We start from the raw sequence: 17,874 nt of genomic DNA on the forward strand, positions 1-17,874 counted from the left end.
CTCGTTGGGAACTCAGCCCTCTGTCCAAGGCTCCGCCTCGCAGGTGGTGATAATGCCATTGCTGAGCTCAAAATGGACTGTCTTGACAATGTGGGTCTTGCCGATGCGGACCTCCTGAGTGCCCACCTCATTGGTGACGGCGTTGACCACATTGGCCTGGATGGTAAAGGTGAGGTCCAGAGTATCCTCCTCCACCGGGAAGGTGAGGGTGGTACCGTTGACATCGGTCATGGTGATCCCGCCCTCGTGAGGGGTGGCGGTAACGCTGGTGACATAGGCATCCACCATCTCGCCGTTGGCCATAAGCTGATCGCCGATGCCGCTCTCACCGGGCACATAGGCCTTGATGCCTTCGTAGACCTCCTTGTCCACGCCCTCTACCTCTACCGTATAGGTGAGAATGGTACGGCTGGCGTTGGACGCGCCATCCTTGCGGGTGACCTTCCAGCCGATCAGGGCCACAGCCACGATCAGCAATAAAATGACCAGCAGGTCAATGATATTGAGCTTTCCAAACAGTTTTCCTCGTTCGTCCACCAGTTTCATGTCATGCCTCCGTATATCTCATTTCTCGGCGGATGCCCGGCATTTCCGTTGACCGGACTACCCAAGCATTGTATAATATTTTCCGTGAAGATACAAGGGTAGATTTAAAATTTAAGAAACCCTTATGACATTGGAGGCAGTTATGAAAGTCATCCATCTCATCAGCGGCGGCGACAGCGGTGGGGCAAAGACCCACGTTCTCTCCCTGCTTCAAAACCTCTCCAAGAGCATCGACGTGACCATGGTGTGCTTTATGGAGGGGCCCTTTGCCCAGGAGGCCCGGGAGCTGGGCATCCGTACCGAGGTCTACCCCAGCCGGAACGTCCTCAAGACTCTGGCCATCCTCAAGCGGAAGATCCGCACCGAGGGCTGCGACCTTCTCCACTGCCACGGCGCCCGGGGCAACATGATGGGGGCCCTTCTCCGTTGCTCCACCGGTGTGCCGGTGGTCACCACCGTCCACTCCGACTACCGGCTGGACTATCTGGGTCGGCCTTTCTCCCGCCTCACCTACGGTACCATCAACACCATCGCCCTGCGAACGCTGGACTACCGCATTGGCGTATCCGACGCCATGGTGGATCTGCTCATCTCCCGCGGCTTTGACCCGGACAAGCTCTTCCCTATCTACAACGGCATTGACTTCACCCTGCCGCCTCCCGCCATGTCCCGGGCAGAATACTTCCGCTCGGTGGGCCTGAAGGCCGATGAGGATTCGGTGGTGGTGGGTATCGCCGCCCGGCTCAACCCGGTAAAGGACATCTCCACCCTCATCAAGGGCTTTGCCAAGGCCCATGAGACCTGTCCCCAGCTGCGGCTCCTCATCGCCGGCGACGGCGAGGAGCGCTCCATGCTGGAGAATCTGGCCCGTGAGCTGGGTGTGGCCGACACCGTGTGCTTCGCCGGCTGGATCAGCGACACCAATACCTTCTACCAGTCCATCGACATCAACACCCTCACCTCTCTCTCCGAGACCTTCCCCTACGCCCTCACCGAGGGCGCCCGGGCCTCCCTGCCCACGGTCAGCTCCCGGGTAGGCGGCGTTCCCTATCTGATCGACCACGGCGTCAACGGTCTCCTCTTCGAGCCCGGCGACGCCGAGGGCCTGACCCACCATCTTATTACCCTGGCCCAGGACCCGGTCCAGCGGAAGCACCTGGGAGAGCGGCTGCGTCAAAAGGGCGTGGAGGAGTACTCTCTGGAGTCCACCATTGAACGCCAGCTGAATATCTACCGCACCATCCTCCGGCGCCAGGAGCGCTCCCGCACCATCGGCCGCCGGGACGGCGCCCTGGTCTGCGGCGCCTATGGCCGTGGCAACGCCGGCGACGACGCCATCCTGGAGGCCATTGTCCGGGAACTGCGGCAGATCGATCCCGACCTCCCCGTGTGGGTTCTCTCCCGCCGCCCGGAAGAGACCCGGCTCACCTACCGTGTCAATGCCATCTACACCTTCGCCTTCCCCAAGTTTTTGGCCCGGATGCGCAAGACCCGGCTCTATATCAACGGCGGCGGCTCCCTCATGCAAGACGTCACCTCCCGCCGGTCCCTGTGGTTCTATCTCTTTACCATCTCCGCCGGCAAGAAGTTGGGGAACAAGGTCCTCATGTACGGCTGCGGCATCGGCCCCATCCAGTACCCCTCCAACCGGAAGCTATGCGCCAGGGTCCTCCAGAGCAACGTGGACATGATCACCCTCCGGGACACCCACTCCCTCACCGAGCTGGAGGACATGGGCATCCACAACCCCGAGATCGTCCTCTCCTCCGACCCAACCGTCATCCTCCCCGCCGCTGAGCCGGAGGTGGTAGACGGCATGCTGGAGAGTCGCGGCCTGGACCCCCACGGCCGGTATATCGGCTTCACCCTGCGGCCCTGGCCGGGCTACGACGAGGAAAAGGCAAAGATCTTTGGACAGGCCGCCGATTACGCCTGGGAGAAGTACGGCCTCACCCCCATCTTCATCCCCATCGAAAAGCGGCTGGACGTAGGTGCCTGCAAGCGGGCCGCCTCCTATATGAAAGCCCCCCACTATATCTTTACCGACACCGGCGCCTCCGACCACACCATCGGCCTCTTTGCCCGGATGCAGGTAGTGGTCTCCATGCGTCTCCACGCCCTGGTCTTCTCCGCCGGGCAGGGGGTCCCCCTGGTGGGTGTGGTCTACGACCAGAAGATCAGCTCCTTCCTGCGCTATATCGGCCAGGACCTCTTCACCGATCTGAAGGACGTGAGCTATGAGCGGCTGTGCGCCCACATCGACGCCGCCGTGGGCCGCATCGGGGACACCGAATTCCTCTCCGGCGGTGTGGACCGGCTCCGCCAGGTGGAGCAGCGCAACAGCGAGGCCGCCGCAAAGCTCCTGGGCCGGTGAGCCCTACCCCCTTCTCATGAGGTGACCTCCTTGAAGCAATATATCATCGTCTCCTACACCCCCTGGCGGACCACCCCCTCCCGGACCCAGCAGCTCGCCGCCCGGCTGCGGGATGGGGAAGTCCTATTTTTCCAGCCCAGCCGCCCGGGCCATAGCCACAAAGACCCGGGCCGTCAGGTGCGCCCCAACGTCACCGTGTACACCCTGCCGCCGGTGCGCCCTCTGCCGGAGAATGCGGAGCTCCTGCTGCGCCACGCCGGAAAACGGCTGGCCGCCTTCATCCGCCGGACCGCTCTCCGCCACGGCTTCCGGGACGTGGTCCTGTGGACCACCCAGCCCCAGCACGTCTACCTGCTGGACCACCTGAACCACCGGGGGCTGGTCTACGACTGCGACACCGACTGGTCCGACCTGCCCCCCCAGTGGGAGGGAGATCTGGCCGCCGCCGCCGATGTGGTCTTCACCGCCTCCCCCGGCCTGCTGGACCGGCTCTCCCCATGCAACGCCAACATCGCCCTCATCCCTAACGGCGTCAACTATCCCATGTTCTCCCGCCCCAGTTTGGAGGTCCCCCCCGCCCTTCGGGACATCCGGGGACCGGTGATGGGCTGGGTGGGCCGCATCGACGCCGGATTGGACCTCTCCCCCGTGGAGTACACCGCCCTGGAGCACCCCGAGTGGACCTTCGTCCTCTTGGGCAAGGTGGGAGAGCATCCCCGGCTTCCCCGCCTGGAGCGGCTGGCAAACGTCCGCCTCCTGGGCCGGAAGCCCGCGGTGGAAGTACCCGACTACGTCTCCCGGTTCGACGTGTGCCTGGACCTGCGCCGCCGGGAACAGGATTTTAACGATGTCCTCCCCCGGCGAATCTACGAATACCTCTCCACCGGCAAGCCCATCGTCACCCTCCTGGCGCCTGACCAGGTGGAGGAGTTCCCCGACGTCATCTACGGCGCCCACTCCCCCGCCGACTACTGCCGGCTGTGTGAGCGGGCGCTGGCCGAGGACCCCACCTGGGTCTCTCCCCGCCGCCGGGACTACGGCGCCGCTGCGGCCTGGTCCCGCCGGGCCCAGACCGTCCAGCGCATTCTGGGCGCCATCGGTCTGTGAGGGGCGGACACAGGACCCAAAACGATTTTTACGATTTCCCTCCCACTTTTTTACGCCCCGTTGTGTAAGCATACGAAATTCACCCCGCGCCCTTGCAATCAACGTCGATTTTAGATATATTTTAGATAGAATCGTTTGGACGGAGGTGCGGCAATGGCGGGTTCCATCGGAATGTGGGTCCCCTTCCATGGCCGCAATGCGTCCTCTTCAAGATCATAAGCCCCGTCAGGCCATCCGCACATCGGATGGCCTGATTCTTTTTTTGTTTCTCTAAAAAATTTTCAATCACAGGAGGCCCCACATGAGTAAGAAAGTCGCCGTGGTCATGGGTTCCGACAGCGATCTGGAGACCATGAAGCCCTGCATCGCCCGCCTCCAGTCCTTTGGCATCCCCGCCGAGGTCCGGGTCATCTCCGCCCACCGCACCCCCGCTGCCGCCGAGCAGTTCGCCTCCGGCGCCAGGGAGAACGGCTTCGGCGTCATCATCGCCGCCGCTGGCAAGGCCGCCCACCTGGCCGGCGTGCTGGCCGCCTACACCACCCTCCCCGTCATCGGCGTGCCCATCAAGACCTCCATGATGGGCGGCCTGGACTCCCTCCTCTCCATGGTTCAGATGCCCAAGGGTATCCCCGTGGCCTGCGTGGCTGTGGATGGCGCCGACAACGCCGCCATTCTGGCCGCCCAGATGCTGGCCCTCTCCTATGAGGCCCTGGCCAGTCAACTCGCCGACTTCAAGGCTAAAATGGCCGAGGAAGTGGCCGAGAAGGACCGCCGCATCGGTGAGAAACTGTAAGATCGAGATCTATTCAAAAAATATAGATAGAAGGAGCAAGAGAAACATGGCTTACGAGAAGAAAGAGCAGCTGTACGAGGGCAAGGCCAAAAAGGTTTACGCCACCAACGACCCCGAGGTGGTCATCGTCTCCTACAAGGACGACGCCACTGCCTTCAACGGCCTGAAGAAGGGCACCATCGCCGGCAAGGGCGCCATCAACAACCGCATGACCAACAACCTCATGCGCCGCCTGGAGGCCAAGGGCGTGCCCACCCACTACGTGGAGGAGCTCAATGATCGTGAGACCGCCGTGAAGAAGGTGTCCATCGTCCCCCTGGAGGTCATTGTCCGCAACATTTCCGCCGGCTCCTTTGCCAAGCGCTACGGCGTGGAGGAGGGCATCGTTTTTGACGAGCCTACCTTCGAGTTCTCCTACAAGAACGACGATCTGGGCGACCCCCTGCTCAATACCTCCCATGCCCTGGCCCTGAAGCTGGCCACCAAGGAGGAGATCGCCCTCATCCGCAAGTACACCATGATGGTCAACGACCTCCTCAAGGGCTTTATGAAGGAGATCGGTATCGACCTGGTGGACTTCAAGCTGGAGTTCGGCAAAACCAGCGACGGCACCATCGTCCTGGCCGACGAGATCAGCCCCGACACCTGCCGTCTGTGGGACGAAAAGACCCACGAGAAGCTGGACAAGGACCGTTTCCGCCGGGATCTGGGCGGCGCTGAGGAGGCCTATGAGGAGGTCATGCGCCGTCTGATGGGGGATAACTGAGTATGGGCGGCTTCTTCGGCGCCGTCTCCCGGCAGGACTGCGTACTGGACCTCTTCTTCGGCACCGACTACCACTCCCACCTGGGCACCAAGCGGGGCGGTATGGCGGTCTACGACGAGACCGACGGCTTCCAGCGACAAATCCACAATATTGAAAATACCCCCTTCCGCACCAAGTTCGAAAAGGACCTCCACGAGTTTCACGGCCACGCCGGCATCGGCTGCATCAGCGACACCGACCCCCAGCCCCTGCTGGTGCGCTCCCACCTGGGCCTCTATGCCATCACCACCGTGGGCATCATCAACAACGCCGATACACTGGTGGAGAAGTACTTCTCCGACCACGGCCATCAGTTCATGGCTATGAGTTCCGGCAAGGTCAACGCCACCGAACTCACCGCCGCCCTCATCAACCAGTGCGACGACCTGGTCTCCGGTATTCGCCACGCCCAGGAGGAAATTTACGGTTCCTGTACCATCCTTATCCTGGACAAGGATGGCATCATCGCCGCCCGGGACAAGCTGGGCCGCCTGCCCGTGCTGGTGGGACAGGGCGAGAAGGGCTGCTGTGTTTCCTTTGAGTCCTTTGCCTATCACAAGCTGGGCTACACTGACGCCTATGAGCTGGGTCCCCGGGAGATCGTCCGCATCACCGCCGACGGCTGGGAGACCCTCTCCCCCGCCGGAGAGGAGATGCGCATCTGCGCCTTTCTCTGGACCTACTACGGCTACCCCAACTCCAACTACGAGGGAGTCAACGTGGAGGTCATGCGCTACCGCAACGGTGAGATCATGGCTCGGGACGAGGTCCAGAAGGGCAAACTCCCCAAGGTGGACTATGTGGCCGGCGTCCCCGACTCCGGTGTCCCCCACGCCATCGGCTTTGCCAACCGCAGCGGTAAGCCCTTTGCACGCCCCTTCGTCAAATACACCCCCACTTGGCCCCGTTCCTTCATGCCAGCCAGCCAGGAGGTCCGCAACCAGGTGGCCAAAATGAAGCAGATTCCTGTCCCCGAGCTCATTGAGGGCAAAAAGCTCCTCTTCGTGGACGACTCCATCGTCCGGGGCACCCAGCTCCGTGAGACCGTGGAATTCCTCTACGAGTCGGGCGCCGCCGAGGTCCACATGCGCTCGGCCTGCCCCCCCATCATGTACGGCTGCAAATATTTGAACTTCTCCCGCAGCAACTCCGACATGGAGCTGCTGGCCCGTAAGACCATCCAGGAGCTGGAGGGCGACGAGGGCCAGAACCACCTGGAGGAGTACGCCGACGCCTCCACTGAGCGGGGTGGCTGTATGCTCAAGGCCATCTGCGAGAAGATGGGCTTCGACTCCCTGGGCTATCAGTCTCTGGACGGCCTGCTTGAGGCCATTGGCCTTGACCGCAGCAAGATCTGCACCTATTGTTGGACTGGAAAGGAGTAATACGCACCTGCACCCACGTCCTATCCCATTGAAAAAGGAAGTACCGATATGTCTACCCTTCACGAAGAATGCGGTGTTTTCGGCCTGTGCGTAGACGGCATGGAGCATGCCGCCGGCTGCGTCTACAACGCCCTTTACGCCCTTCAGCAGCGGGGCCAGGAGAGCGCCGGTATCGCCATCAATGACGGTGGCGTCATCACCAGCCACAAGGACGTGGGACTGGTCAGCGAGGTATTCACCCCTGAAGTTTTGGAGCACCTGGGCAACGGCAGCATGGCCGTGGGCCACGTGCGTTACGCCACCACCGGCCGGAAGAGCCGCTCCAACGCCCAGCCCATGGTCATCAACCATGTGAAGGGCACCATGGCCTTGTACCACAACGGCAACCTCACCAACGCCGCCGAGCTCCGGGAGAAGCTGGAGCTCTCCGGCGCCATCTTCCACACCACCAGCGACACCGAGGTCATCGCCTACACCATCACCGGCGCCCGGCTGAAGACCCCCTCCATCGAAGCCGCTGTCTCCGCCGCCATGGACATCATCCAGGGCGCCTACTCCCTGGTGCTCCTCTCCCCCCGGAAGCTCATCGCCGCCCGGGACCCCAACGGCTTCCGCCCCCTGTGCATCGGCACTCTGGAAGGCGGGTATGTCTTTGCCTCCGAGAGCTGCGCCCTGGACGCCATCGGCGCCCGTTTCCTCCGGGACGTGGAGCCCGGCGAGATCGTGGTGGCCGACAAGGACGGCCTCCGGAGCATCAAGGACCACTGCGGCAAGGCCAAGAGCAGCCTGTGCGTCTTTGAATTCATCTACTTCGCCCGACCCGACTCGGTCATCGACGGCGCCGGTGTCCACGAGGCCCGTCTCCGGGCCGGTGCCTTCCTGGCCCTGGAGCACCCCGTCCAGGCCGACATCGTCATCGGTGTCCCCGACTCCGGCATTGACGCCGCCATCGGCTATGCCCGGCAGTCGGGCATCCTCTACGGCACCGGCTTCATCAAAAATAAGTATATCGCCCGCACCTTCATCGCCCCCGGCCAGAAGAACCGTGAGGACAAGGTGCGCATCAAGCTCAACCCCATCTCCTCTGTGGTCCGGGGCAAACGGGTGGTCATCGTGGACGACTCCATCGTCCGGGGCACCACCTCGGCCCGGATCGTGAGTCTCCTGCGGGAGGCCGGTGCCACCGAGGTCCACATGCGGATCTCCGCGCCCCCCTTCCTCCACCCCTGCTATTTCGGCACCGACATCGACTCCCGTGACCACCTCATCGCCTGTAACCACTCGGTGGAGGAGATCACAAAAATCATCGGCGCCGATTCCCTGGGCTACCTCAGCGTGGAGAACGTCCACAAGCTGGCCAACGGCTGCCGCTGCACCTTCTGTGACGGCTGCTTCACCGGCCACTACCCCGTTCCCGTGCCAGAGGCCCGGGAAAAGTTCCGCTTCGAGCGCAAGCTCAGCCAAACCTGACATCGAGGAGGTCCCTACATGAAAAACTCCCATTCCGAATCCTACGCCGCCGCCGGCGTGGACGTGACCGCCGGCTATGAGTCCGTGGAGCGCATTAAGCCTATGGTGGAATCCACCTACATCCCCGGCGTGATGGGTACCCTGGGCGGCTTCGGCGGTCTGTTTGCCCCCGATGTGTCCGGCATGAAAAAGCCGGTGCTGGTTTCCGGCACCGACGGCGTGGGTACCAAGCTGCGTCTGGCTCAGCTCATGAACAAGCACGACACCATCGGCATCGACTGCGTGGCCATGTGCGTCAACGACATCATCTGCGGAGGCGCTGCCCCTCTCTTCTTCCTGGACTACATCGCCTGCGGCAAGAACGACCCCGCTCGTATCGCCGACATCGTCGCCGGCATCACCGAGGGCTGCCGCCAGGCCGGCTGTGCTCTGGTGGGCGGCGAGACTGCCGAGCACCCCGGCCTCATGGTGGAGGACGACTACGACGTGGCCGGCTTCTCCGTGGGCATCGTGGATGAGGAGAAAATCATCGACGGCAAGGATCTCACCGCCGGAGATGTGCTTATCGGCCTGGGTTCCTCCGGCGTCCACTCCAATGGCTTCTCTCTGGTCCGCAAGGTCTTTGACGTGGAGCACGCCGACCTCCATGCCCCCATGGACGAGCTGGGCGGCAAGAGCCTGGGCGAGACCCTCCTCACCCCCACCCGCATCTATGTCAAGTCTGTCCAGTGCCTGCTGAAGAACGGCATCCATGTCAAGGCCATCAGCCACATCACCGGCGGCGGACTCTATGAAAACGTACCCCGGATGATGAAGGAGGGACTCACCGCCCGGATTGAGACCGCCTCCTTCCCCGTCCCCCCCATCTTCGATCTCATCGCCAAGAAGGGCGACATCCCCCTGCGGGACATGTACAACACCTTCAACATGGGCGTGGGCCTCATCCTGGCCATCCCCAAAGAGGAGGTGGGCCAGGCCAAGGAGATCCTCTGCCGCTCCGGCGAGCGGGCCTACATCATCGGCTCCGTGGTCAGCGGCGACGCCGGGGTGGAACTGGTATGAGCACGAAGCGCATCGCCGTGCTGGTCTCCGGCGGCGGCACCAACCTCCAGGCTCTCATCGACGCCCAACAGGCCGGAAAGCTGCAGGGCGGCGAGATCGTGGCCGTCCTCTCCTCCAAGGCCGGTGCCTACGCCCTGGAGCGGGCGGCCAAGGCCGGTATCCCAGGCTACGTGGTTGCCCGGAAGGACTTTGACTCCAACCAGGCCATGACGGTGGCCCTGGTGGAGAAACTGAAGGCGCTCTCCATCGACCTGGTGGTGCTGGCCGGCTTTATGCACATCCTCACAAGCGAGATGGTGGCCGCCTACCCCAACGCCATCCTCAACGTCCACCCCGCCCTCATCCCCTCCTTCTGCGGCAAAGGCGCCTATGGCCTCCATGTCCATGAGCAGGCTCTGGCCTACGGCGTCAAAGTCACCGGCGCCACCGTCCACTTCGTCAACGAGGAGCCCGACGGCGGCCCCATCGTCCTCCAGAAGGCGGTGGCCGTCCAGGAGGGGGACACCCCCGAGATCCTCCAGCGCCGGGTCATGGAGGAGGCCGAGTGGCTCATCCTGCCCCAGGCCGTCTCCCTCTTCTGCCAGGACCGCCTGAGCGTGGAGGGGCGTATCGTTCATATCAAGGAGGTTTGACCATGATCGATCTCAAGGCATATCTGAGCCAGAATCCCTATCCCGGCCGCGGCATCCTGCTGGGCCGGTCTGCCGACAACACCAAGGCGGTCATCGCCTACTTCATCATGGGCCGCAGCGAGAACAGCCGCAACCGTATCTTTGAGACCACCGACGACGGCATCCGCACCAAGGCCTTTGACGAGTCCAAGATGGTGGACCCCTCCCTCATCATCTACCACCCCGTCCGGGTGGTGGAGGGCACCACCATCGTCACCAACGGCGACCAGACCGACACGGTGGCCGACGCCTTCCGGGACGGCACCGGCTGGGTCCGGGCCCTGCGCACCCGTGAGTTCGAGCCCGACGGCCCCAACTACACCCCCCGTATCTCCGGCATGGTCCGCCCCGACGGCTCCTACCGGCTGTCCATCCTCAAGTCCGCCGACGGCGACCCCGCCTGCTGCCAGCGTTTTTTCTTTGAATATGATACCCCCATCGCCGGTCAGGGCCACTTTATTAGCACCTACGAGACCGACGGCAATCCCCTGCCCTCCTTCCAGGGCGCGCCCAAGACCGTGGCCGTGGGCGGCGAGAGCCTGAAGGACTTCGGCGACGGTCTGTGGGAGAGCCTCAATGCCGACAACAAGGTCTCCCTCTTCGTGCGGTATATTGACCTGAAGAGCGGCGAGACCGAATCTCTCATCTACAACAAGCACGTTTGAGTATGCGGAGGTCAGAAACATGACGGAACTGGAACTGAAATACGGCTGCAACCCCAACCAGAAGCCCGCCCGCATCTTTATGGAGAGCGGTGAGCTGCCCATCAAGGTCCTCAACGGAAAGCCCGGCTACATCAACTTCCTGGATGCCCTCAACTCCTGGCAGCTGGTGAAGGAGCTCAAGGCCGCCACCGGCCTGCCCTCTGCCGCCTCCTTCAAGCACGTCTCCCCCGCCGGCGCCGCCGTGGCCAAGGAGCTCACCGATGTGGAGAAGCACATCTACTTCGCCCAGGACATGGAGCTCACCCCCCTGGCCTCCGCCTACGTCCGGGCCCGGGGTGCCGACCGGCTGTGCTCCTACGGTGACTGGGCCGCCCTCTCCGACGTCTGCGACGCCGCCACCGCCCTGTTCCTGGCCCTGGAGGTCTCCGACGGCGTCATCGCCCCCGGCTACACCGACGAGGCCCTGGCCATCCTCAAGACCAAGCGCAAGGGCGGCTACAACGTGGTGGAGATCGACCCCGATTATGTCCCAAAGCCCATCGAGCACAAGGATGTGTTCGGCATCACCTTCGAGCAGGGCCGCAACAACTTTGAGATCAACGACACCCTGCTGAACAACATCGTCACTGTCAACAAGGACCTGCCCGAGGCCGCCCGCCGGGACATGCTCCTCTCCCTCATCACCCTCAAGTACACCCAGTCCAACTCCGTGTGCTATGTGAAGGATGGCATGACCATCGGCGTGGGCGCCGGTCAGCAGAGCCGCATCCACTGCACCCGCCTGGCCGGCAACAAGGCCGACATCTGGTGGCTGCGCCAGCACCCCAAGGTCCTGGGCCTCCAGTTTGTGGACGGCATCCGCCGCCCCGACCGGGACAACGCCATTGACATCTACATCTCCGACGAGCACGACGATGTTCTGGCCGAGGGCGTGTGGCAGAACACCTTCAAAGTGAAGCCCGAGGTCCTCACCGAGGAGGAGAAAAAGGCCTGGGTGGCCCAGCTCAGCGGCGTCACCGTGGGCTCCGACGCCTTCTTCCCCTTCGGCGACAACGTGGAGCGGGCCCGGAAGTCCGGCGTCCAGTACATCGCCCAGCCCGGCGGCTCCATCCGGGACGACCACGTCATCGCCACCTGCGACAAGTACGGCATCGTCATGGCCTTTACCGGCATGCGGCTGTTCCACCATTGATATGACGGCTTCCTGCGGCCTTACCGCCACGCAGCTCAAATACTTCGCCGCCGTCTTTATGGTCATCGACCACATCGGCATGCTGTTTACCCCCATGGCCCCCTTCTTCCCGGCGGACTCCCTGTGGTTCTACGCCTTCCGCTACCTGGGGCGGCTGGCCTTCCCCATCTTTGCCTATTTCGCCGCCCAGGGTTGCCGCCTGACCTCAAACTACCGGCGGTACCTGCTGCGGCTGGGGCTCTTCGGGGCGGTTACCCACGCAGTGGCCTACATTGCCACCGGAGGCACCGGGGGCAGCATCATCGCCACCTTCTTCCTCTCCGCCGCCGCCATCGGCGCCTGCCGGGTGCTGAGGGCCAGAGGTCATGGATGGCTGGGCGTGCCCGTGACCATCGCCCTGCTGGTCCTTGCCCAGCTGCTGCGGGTGGACTACGGCTGGATCGGCGTACTCACGGTGCTGGCGGTGTACGCCGCCGGGACCAACCGCAGGCGGCAGCTACTGGCCCTGGCGGGCTGTCTCCTCCTCTACTATCTTGCAGGCGGACTGTGGGCCTACTTCGGTCCCGCCGCCCTGGGGCTGCTGGAAAGCCGGGACTGGGCCGGGCTCCTCACCCAGCTGGGGACTTATCTCCCCTCCTTCCGGCGCTTCTACCTGCCCTATTCCCTCCTCATGGCGGGCTTTGCCTGCCTGGCCCTCCTCCCCCTCTCCCGGTACAACGGGCAGCGTGGGAACGGGAGCCGCTGGTTCTTCTACTGGTTCTACCCCGGCCACCTGGTGGTGCTCTACGCCTTGAGCATGCTCATCGGGTGAACCCGGAATCTCGATATGGGAGGTTCTTACGATGAAAGTCCTCGTTGTGGGCGGCGGCGGCCGTGAACACGCCATCGTCCGTACCCTGGCCAAGAGCCCCAAGATTGACGCTCTCTACTGCGCTCCCGGCAACGGCGGTATCGCTGAGCAGGCCCAGTGCGTACCCATCAAGGCCACCGACGTGGAGGCCATGGTGGCCTGGGCCAAGGAGCACGCCATGGACTTCGTGGTGGTCGCCCCTGACGACCCCCTGGCCCTTGGCATGGTGGACGCTCTGGAGGCGGCGGGCATTCCCGCCTTCGGCCCCCGGGCCAACGCCGCCGTCATTGAGGCCAGCAAGGTCTTCTCCAAGGGCCTGATGGCCAAATACCACATCCCCACCGCCAAATACCGCTCCTTCACCGATCTGGAGGAGGCCTTGGCCTATATCCGTCAGGAGGGCGCTCCCATCGTGGTGAAGGCCGACGGCCTGGCCCTGGGCAAGGGCGTGGTGGTGGCCCAGACCGTGGCTGAGGCCGAGGAGGCCGCCCGAAGCATGATGGCCGACGGCAAGTTCGGTGCCGCCGGTTCCCAGGTGGTCATCGAGGAGTGCATGACCGGCCCCGAGGTCACCGTGCTGTGCTTCGTGGACGGGGAGCACCTCTCCCCCATGCCCCCCTCCCGGGACCACAAGCGGGCCTTCGACGGGGATAAGGGTCCCAACACCGGCGGCATGGGCGCCATCTCCCCCGCCCCCGGCTACACCCCCGAGATCGCCGACCGCTGCATGGAGGAGATCTTCCTCCCCACTGTGGCCGCCCTGAAGGCGGAGGGCCGCCCCTTCCACGGGGTACTCTACTTCGGCCTCATGCTCACCCCCGACGGCCCCAAGGTGGTGGAGTACAACGCCCGCTTCGGCGACCCGGAGTGCCAGGCCGTCCTCTCCCTTCTGGAGACCGACCTCATGGACATCTTCCAGGCCTGCCGGGAGGGCACCCTGGACCGGCTGGACATCCGCTGGAAGCACGCCGCCGCCTGCTGTCTGGTGCTGGCCTCCGGCGGCTACCCCGCAAGCTATGAAAAGGGATATCCCATTACAGGCCTCGCTGAGGCGGAGCAGACTGCCGTGGTCTTCCACGCCGGCACCAGCCGGGATGAGGACGGCACCATCCGCACCGCCGGCGGCCGGGTGCTGGGGGTCACCGCCGTGGGCGAGACCCTGGACGCCGCCATTGACGGGGCTTACGCCGCCGCCAAGCACATCTCCTTCCAGGACATGCACTTCCGCACCGACATCGGGCGCACGTTCTGATACGCTTTTTTCTGCGGATCCGGTCCCCCGGAGCCGCTATCCTTATCTACGGAGGTCTTCCTATGAAACGGATCACCCCCCTGGAGGTGGCCACCGTCTTTACCGGGAGTTTTTTAGGCGCCGGCTTTCTCTCCGGCCAGGAGCTGCTCCAGTTCTTCGGTGTCTTCGGCGGCTACGGCATCGCCGGTATGGTGCTGGCCATCGCCGCCTTTGTCCTTTTCAGCCTGCTGGTCCTGGACATCGCCAAGAAGACGGGCCGGACGGAGTTTGACCGGGTCATCCTCCATCCAAACCTGCCCTGGCTCCGGGCCTTCCTCAGCGGCGTTTTTCTCTTTTTTCTCTTCGACGTGATGGTGGCCATGATCGCCGGGGCTGGGGCTCTGCTGGAGCAGGTCTTTGGTCTGCCTGCCATTGCAGGCAACGGCCTCACCACCATCCTGGTGCTGGCGGTGGCTCTGGCAGGCGCCGCCGGGCTGCTGGCCTCCTTCAACATCGTGGTCCCCCTGCTGGTGATCGCCGCCCTGGTCATCGCCCTGGCCGCCCCTTTCCGCCTGCCTGTAGAAGCGGTGACTGCCATCCCCTTCTCCAATGGCAATCCCCTGCTGGGTAACTGGCTGTGCTCCGCCCTCTCCTTCATCTCTTACAACATGATGGCGGCAGTGTCTATTCTGGTGCCCCTCTCCACCGGTATGGAGGGCAAGACCGTCCGTCGGGGACTGTTGCTGGGCACCGGGCTTCTCACCCTGATCTTTGCCGGCATCCTCCTGCCCATGATCCTCTTCCAGAGCGCGGTGGGGGCGGCGGAGCTCCCCATGCTGGAGCTGGCCTACCGGGTGGCCCCGGTGCTGGGCCTCATCTACGCCGTCCTCCTCCTGGCTGGCATGTTCACCGCTGCCCTCTCCAGCCTCTTCGCCATCACCTCCCGGCTCCAGCTCTGGGCCGGAGGACGGCTGGCCACACGGCGGACCACGGTGGCGCTGTGCGTCCTCTCCTTCCTGGGCAGCATCTTCGGCTTCAAAAATGTGGTGAGCTTTGTCTACCCCATCTGCGGCTATATCGGCTTCCTGGCCCTGGCTGGCATCCTCCACCACGCTCTGGTGCTGCGGAAAGCAGTCTCCCCCAAGACATAAAAAACGGCTGTGTACCTGAGGTACACAGCCATTTTTTATTCCCCGGTGACGTCCACCGAGATGCCGTTCACCGACACCTCCCCGTCGGCGGGGATGAGGATGTACTTCCGGCCGCCGATGATCCTGGTCTCCACCAGAGCGCTGTGCTCCGGATCGATGTTGAGGACCACCTCGTCGGTCTTGACCTCGAAGCGGCGGCTGTCGATGAGGTTGGCCGGTGCCAGCGCCGCCCCCTCACCGAAGCGCTCGCCGCACTTGGCCAGGAAGGCCTTGGACTCCTGTTCGTCGGCGCCGCAGTCGCTGAGGATACGCCCCAGCTCTCCCGCCGTCAGGGCCAGAGGTTCCGGGTCGTGGCTCTCCTTGTGCTCCTGGATTCTGGCCCGCAACTCCTGGTGGACCGCCTGGACCAGCTCCAGGCTACACTTCTCCCCCAGGGACTCGGTGAGGGCTCCCTCGAAGGCCTCCTTCTGCTCTGCCGCCGACATGGGCGGCTCAGTACGGAAAACGGCGTCGATAAACTCCTGGTGGAGCTGCTCCGGCTTACGGGCGTAGAAGAGGGCGTTGTAGATGTTTGCAGCGCGGTCGTCGAAAGCGGGAAACAGGAAGCCCAGCTCCGGCTGAGAGACGATCTGCCCCGGCGTGCAGCTGTGGAACTCGTTCTCTCCGGGGAAATAACCCAGGGCGGGCTTACCGGCCTTTACCGGGCAAACACAGCAGACGAAGTAGGAAAAGACCTGGTCACCGGCGTCGGCCTGGTCCTCGTCGTCCTTGCCCCGGTAGGGCACGTCGTAGACGTCGTGGCCCAGGAGGATGAGGTAGTTGCTCCCCTCCAGGTCCAGAGCGTGGATGACCTTGTCGTAAAAGGCCTCACGCAGAGCGCTGTCGGCCAGGCTGGAATCCCGAAGGCCCATGAGGAGTCGGTGCTCCTCGCTGTCGGCCACCTGCTGGGTGGAGAAGACGATATCGATGAGGTTCTTTCCCAGAGTGCCGGAGAGGGATTTCTTCAGCAGCCCCAGATATTTTTCCGACTCCTCCTGGGGCATGGCCCCCAGAGAGCTGTCAATATAGGAGATGATCTCTCCGCTTCCGTTCACATAGCAGCCGTACACCCGGCTGATGGCGCTCCGGTCGGCGCGGAACCGCCGGCGCAGTTCATTGAGTTCCTTCTGGTTCATGGTCTGTACCTCGCTTTTCCCGTGTATGCTCCCGCCGGTCACGCCGGCAGAACGCGCAGTTTCTATTGTACTGTCTTTCGCTTCGAAATGCAATCGTACCTTGTCTGATCCGACATTTCATGGAAAAAGGCCCCCGGCGCGGTCGAAAACTGAACCGCCCCAAATTGTGCGGACAGCACAAAAAGGCCTCAATGTAGGGAAATATGAAGTTTTAAGCGGAGTGGCGCAGCGTGAGCGGCGCCACTCCAGTTTTTAGCTGGATGCGCTCGTGGTTGTAAAAATTGATATAGCGGTCAATCATCTCATTGGCCTCACAGAATGAGGCCGGTTTATGGCGGTAGATACACTCTGTCTTGAGGATGGAAAAGAAATTTTCCGCCATAGCGTTGTCGTAACAGTTTCCGCGTCTTGACATGGAAGGCGTAATGCCATAAGATTTTGTCAGGTCGAAGTATGCTTGCGAGGTGTACTGGAACCCCTGGTCGCTGTGGAGCTGCAACTCCGCAGCGGCCCTCTTTTTCTCCTTGCGCATGGCCAGGCGAATGGTGTCCAGCACCAGGTTGACTGTCTGCTTTGTGCCGGTCTTGTAGGCAACAATGCTGTTGTCGTAAAGGTCCCGGATCATGGACAGGTACAATACGCCCTGCTTGGTGTGGATGTAGGAGATGTCCGTCACCCATTTGCTGTTGGGCCTGTTCGCATAAAACTCCCTATTCAGCAGATTCTTGTACTTGTGGACTTGCTGCCCCATCTGCTGCCATTTTCTGCGTCTCCGGATCTCCGCAAGCAAACCATATTTCTCCATGATACGCAGGATGGTCTTGGGATTACGGTGGATGCCTCGCTTCTTCAGCACCAGCCACATTCTGCGGTAGCCATACGTACGAAAGCTGCGCTCTCGCTGTTCCGCGATGATTTCTGCAAGGGCCGCGTCTTTCTCCGGCCTGCCCAAACGATGGACGAAATCATAGTATCCGCTGCGGGATACCTGAAAGAAGCGACACATAACGGTTACCGGATATTCGTTTCTGTGCCGGTAGATTACTGCGTATTTTGCCCTTGGCCTCACTTCCTTCCTGTGGAGCGCAGAAAATCCCGCAACAGCTCGTTTTCCATCTTTAGCCGTTTGTTCTCATACTTGTACTCCGCCAGTGTTTTTGCGGGTTTACGCCCCCGCGCTTTTGGAAGGACAGGCTCCTTTAGCCAGCACTGAATAGCCCACCGGCTGATCCCATACTCCCGACATAAAGCACGCTGGCTTTCTCCTCCACGGATTCGTGACACCACTTCTTCTCGTATCCCTACCGGATACTTTTTCATCCCTTTTTTTCCGGACATAGCAAGACCCCCTAATGTAGCTTTATTTTCCTACATTAGGGGGCCTTTTGTCTATTGTC

At 62.6% G+C, this 17,874-nt stretch carries 16 protein-coding genes and 1 pseudogene; 13 read left to right on the forward strand and 4 right to left on the reverse strand.

Features of this window, described 5'->3' with window-relative positions; genetic code table 11:
- Positions 1-12 precede the first annotated feature (12 nt).
- On the reverse strand, positions 13-546 hold the full coding sequence (locus E0E29_RS13005) for a DUF4330 family protein (protein WP_227603149.1): 534 nt from the start codon (positions 544-546) through the stop codon (positions 13-15).
- A gap of 142 nt (positions 547-688) precedes the next feature.
- On the opposite strand from E0E29_RS13005, the gene csaB reads away from it, so the two are divergent.
- The 13 genes and pseudogenes from csaB to E0E29_RS13070 all read left to right on the forward strand — a co-directional run bounded on the left by csaB (position 689) and on the right by E0E29_RS13070 (position 15,302).
- Positions 689-2,920 (forward strand): polysaccharide pyruvyl transferase CsaB, encoded by a 2,232-nt coding sequence (gene csaB, locus E0E29_RS13010; RefSeq protein ID WP_130850202.1) that lies wholly within the window; start codon positions 689-691, stop codon positions 2,918-2,920.
- Between the two features lie 21 nt (positions 2,921-2,941).
- On the forward strand, positions 2,942-4,027 hold the full coding sequence (locus E0E29_RS13015) for a glycosyltransferase family protein (protein WP_130850203.1): 1,086 nt from the start codon (positions 2,942-2,944) through the stop codon (positions 4,025-4,027).
- Positions 4,028-4,328: 301 nt separating this feature from the next.
- Positions 4,329-4,820, forward strand: coding sequence for a 5-(carboxyamino)imidazole ribonucleotide mutase (gene purE, locus E0E29_RS13020; RefSeq protein WP_130850204.1), 492 nt, complete (start codon positions 4,329-4,331; stop codon positions 4,818-4,820).
- Positions 4,821-4,866: 46 nt separating this feature from the next.
- Positions 4,867-5,586 carry a phosphoribosylaminoimidazolesuccinocarboxamide synthase gene (gene purC, locus E0E29_RS13025; protein ID WP_130850205.1) on the forward strand — a complete coding sequence of 240 codons (720 nt, stop codon included), beginning with the start codon at positions 4,867-4,869 and terminating at the stop codon, positions 5,584-5,586.
- A gap of 2 nt (positions 5,587-5,588) precedes the next feature.
- The gene (locus E0E29_RS13030; protein WP_130850206.1) at positions 5,589-7,010 is read left to right on the forward strand and encodes an amidophosphoribosyltransferase; all 1,422 of its coding nucleotides are present in this window, start codon (positions 5,589-5,591) and stop codon (positions 7,008-7,010) included.
- A gap of 48 nt (positions 7,011-7,058) precedes the next feature.
- Positions 7,059-8,480 (forward strand): amidophosphoribosyltransferase, encoded by a 1,422-nt coding sequence (purF, locus tag E0E29_RS13035; protein ID WP_130850207.1) that lies wholly within the window; start codon positions 7,059-7,061, stop codon positions 8,478-8,480.
- Positions 8,481-8,498: 18 nt separating this feature from the next.
- The gene (gene purM / locus E0E29_RS13040; protein WP_130850208.1) at positions 8,499-9,542 is read left to right on the forward strand and encodes a phosphoribosylformylglycinamidine cyclo-ligase; all 1,044 of its coding nucleotides are present in this window, start codon (positions 8,499-8,501) and stop codon (positions 9,540-9,542) included.
- Complete coding sequence (purN, locus tag E0E29_RS13045) at positions 9,539-10,174, forward strand: phosphoribosylglycinamide formyltransferase (RefSeq protein WP_130850209.1); 636 nt, start codon at positions 9,539-9,541, stop codon at positions 10,172-10,174. Before purM ends, purN begins: the two co-directional genes overlap by 4 nt.
- Positions 10,171-10,878 (forward strand): IMP cyclohydrolase, encoded by a 708-nt coding sequence (locus E0E29_RS13050; RefSeq protein ID WP_130850210.1) that lies wholly within the window; start codon positions 10,171-10,173, stop codon positions 10,876-10,878. Before purN ends, E0E29_RS13050 begins: the two co-directional genes overlap by 4 nt.
- A gap of 16 nt (positions 10,879-10,894) precedes the next feature.
- Positions 10,895-12,070: pseudogene (locus E0E29_RS13055) on the forward strand (phosphoribosylaminoimidazolecarboxamide formyltransferase); the annotation flags it as partial.
- 1 nt (position 12,071) lies between these two features.
- Entirely contained in the window at positions 12,072-12,881 is an 810-nt protein-coding gene (locus E0E29_RS13060) for a TraX family protein (RefSeq protein WP_130850212.1), read from the forward strand.
- A gap of 31 nt (positions 12,882-12,912) precedes the next feature.
- Positions 12,913-14,172 (forward strand): phosphoribosylamine--glycine ligase, encoded by a 1,260-nt coding sequence (gene purD / locus E0E29_RS13065; protein ID WP_130850213.1) that lies wholly within the window; start codon positions 12,913-12,915, stop codon positions 14,170-14,172.
- Between the two features lie 62 nt (positions 14,173-14,234).
- Positions 14,235-15,302, forward strand: coding sequence for a YkvI family membrane protein (locus E0E29_RS13070; protein ID WP_130850214.1), 1,068 nt, complete (start codon positions 14,235-14,237; stop codon positions 15,300-15,302).
- Positions 15,303-15,337: 35 nt separating this feature from the next.
- On the opposite strand, the gene E0E29_RS13075 is transcribed toward E0E29_RS13070, so the two are convergent.
- From E0E29_RS13075 to E0E29_RS13085, 3 genes are all read right to left on the reverse strand, one after another.
- Entirely contained in the window at positions 15,338-16,477 is a 1,140-nt protein-coding gene (locus E0E29_RS13075) for a DUF4317 domain-containing protein (RefSeq protein WP_130850215.1), read from the reverse strand.
- 211 nt (positions 16,478-16,688) lie between these two features.
- A complete protein-coding gene (locus tag E0E29_RS13080) occupies positions 16,689-17,546 on the reverse strand; it encodes an IS3 family transposase (protein WP_130848714.1) in 858 nt (285 codons plus the stop codon).
- Entirely contained in the window at positions 17,543-17,815 is a 273-nt protein-coding gene (locus E0E29_RS13085) for a hypothetical protein (protein ID WP_080907005.1), read from the reverse strand. Before E0E29_RS13085 ends, E0E29_RS13080 begins: the two co-directional genes overlap by 4 nt.
- Positions 17,816-17,874: the final 59 nt, after the last annotated feature.

It is taken from the genome of Intestinimonas timonensis, assembly GCF_900626145.1.
GTDB lineage: Bacteria > Bacillota > Clostridia > Oscillospirales > Oscillospiraceae > Intestinimonas > Intestinimonas aquisgranensis.

Coding starts and splice junctions, on each gene's coding strand:
- purM (WP_130850208.1), top strand. CDS start 8,499: ATGAAAAACTCCCATTCCGAATCCTACGCCGCCGCCGGCGTGGACGTG.
- E0E29_RS13060 (WP_130850212.1), top strand. CDS start 12,072: ATGACGGCTTCCTGCGGCCTTACCGCCACGCAGCTCAAATACTTCGCC.
- purD (WP_130850213.1), top strand. CDS start 12,913: ATGAAAGTCCTCGTTGTGGGCGGCGGCGGCCGTGAACACGCCATCGTC.
- E0E29_RS13005 (WP_227603149.1), bottom strand. CDS start 546: ATGAAACTGGTGGACGAACGAGGAAAACTGTTTGGAAAGCTCAATATC.
- E0E29_RS13085 (WP_080907005.1), bottom strand. CDS start 17,815: ATGTCCGGAAAAAAAGGGATGAAAAAGTATCCGGTAGGGATACGAGAA.
- E0E29_RS13070 (WP_130850214.1), top strand. CDS start 14,235: ATGAAACGGATCACCCCCCTGGAGGTGGCCACCGTCTTTACCGGGAGT.
- purN (WP_130850209.1), top strand. CDS start 9,539: ATGAGCACGAAGCGCATCGCCGTGCTGGTCTCCGGCGGCGGCACCAAC.
- csaB (WP_130850202.1), top strand. CDS start 689: ATGAAAGTCATCCATCTCATCAGCGGCGGCGACAGCGGTGGGGCAAAG.
- purF (WP_130850207.1), top strand. CDS start 7,059: ATGTCTACCCTTCACGAAGAATGCGGTGTTTTCGGCCTGTGCGTAGAC.
- E0E29_RS13030 (WP_130850206.1), top strand. CDS start 5,589: ATGGGCGGCTTCTTCGGCGCCGTCTCCCGGCAGGACTGCGTACTGGAC.
- purE (WP_130850204.1), top strand. CDS start 4,329: ATGAGTAAGAAAGTCGCCGTGGTCATGGGTTCCGACAGCGATCTGGAG.
- E0E29_RS13075 (WP_130850215.1), bottom strand. CDS start 16,477: ATGAACCAGAAGGAACTCAATGAACTGCGCCGGCGGTTCCGCGCCGAC.
- purC (WP_130850205.1), top strand. CDS start 4,867: ATGGCTTACGAGAAGAAAGAGCAGCTGTACGAGGGCAAGGCCAAAAAG.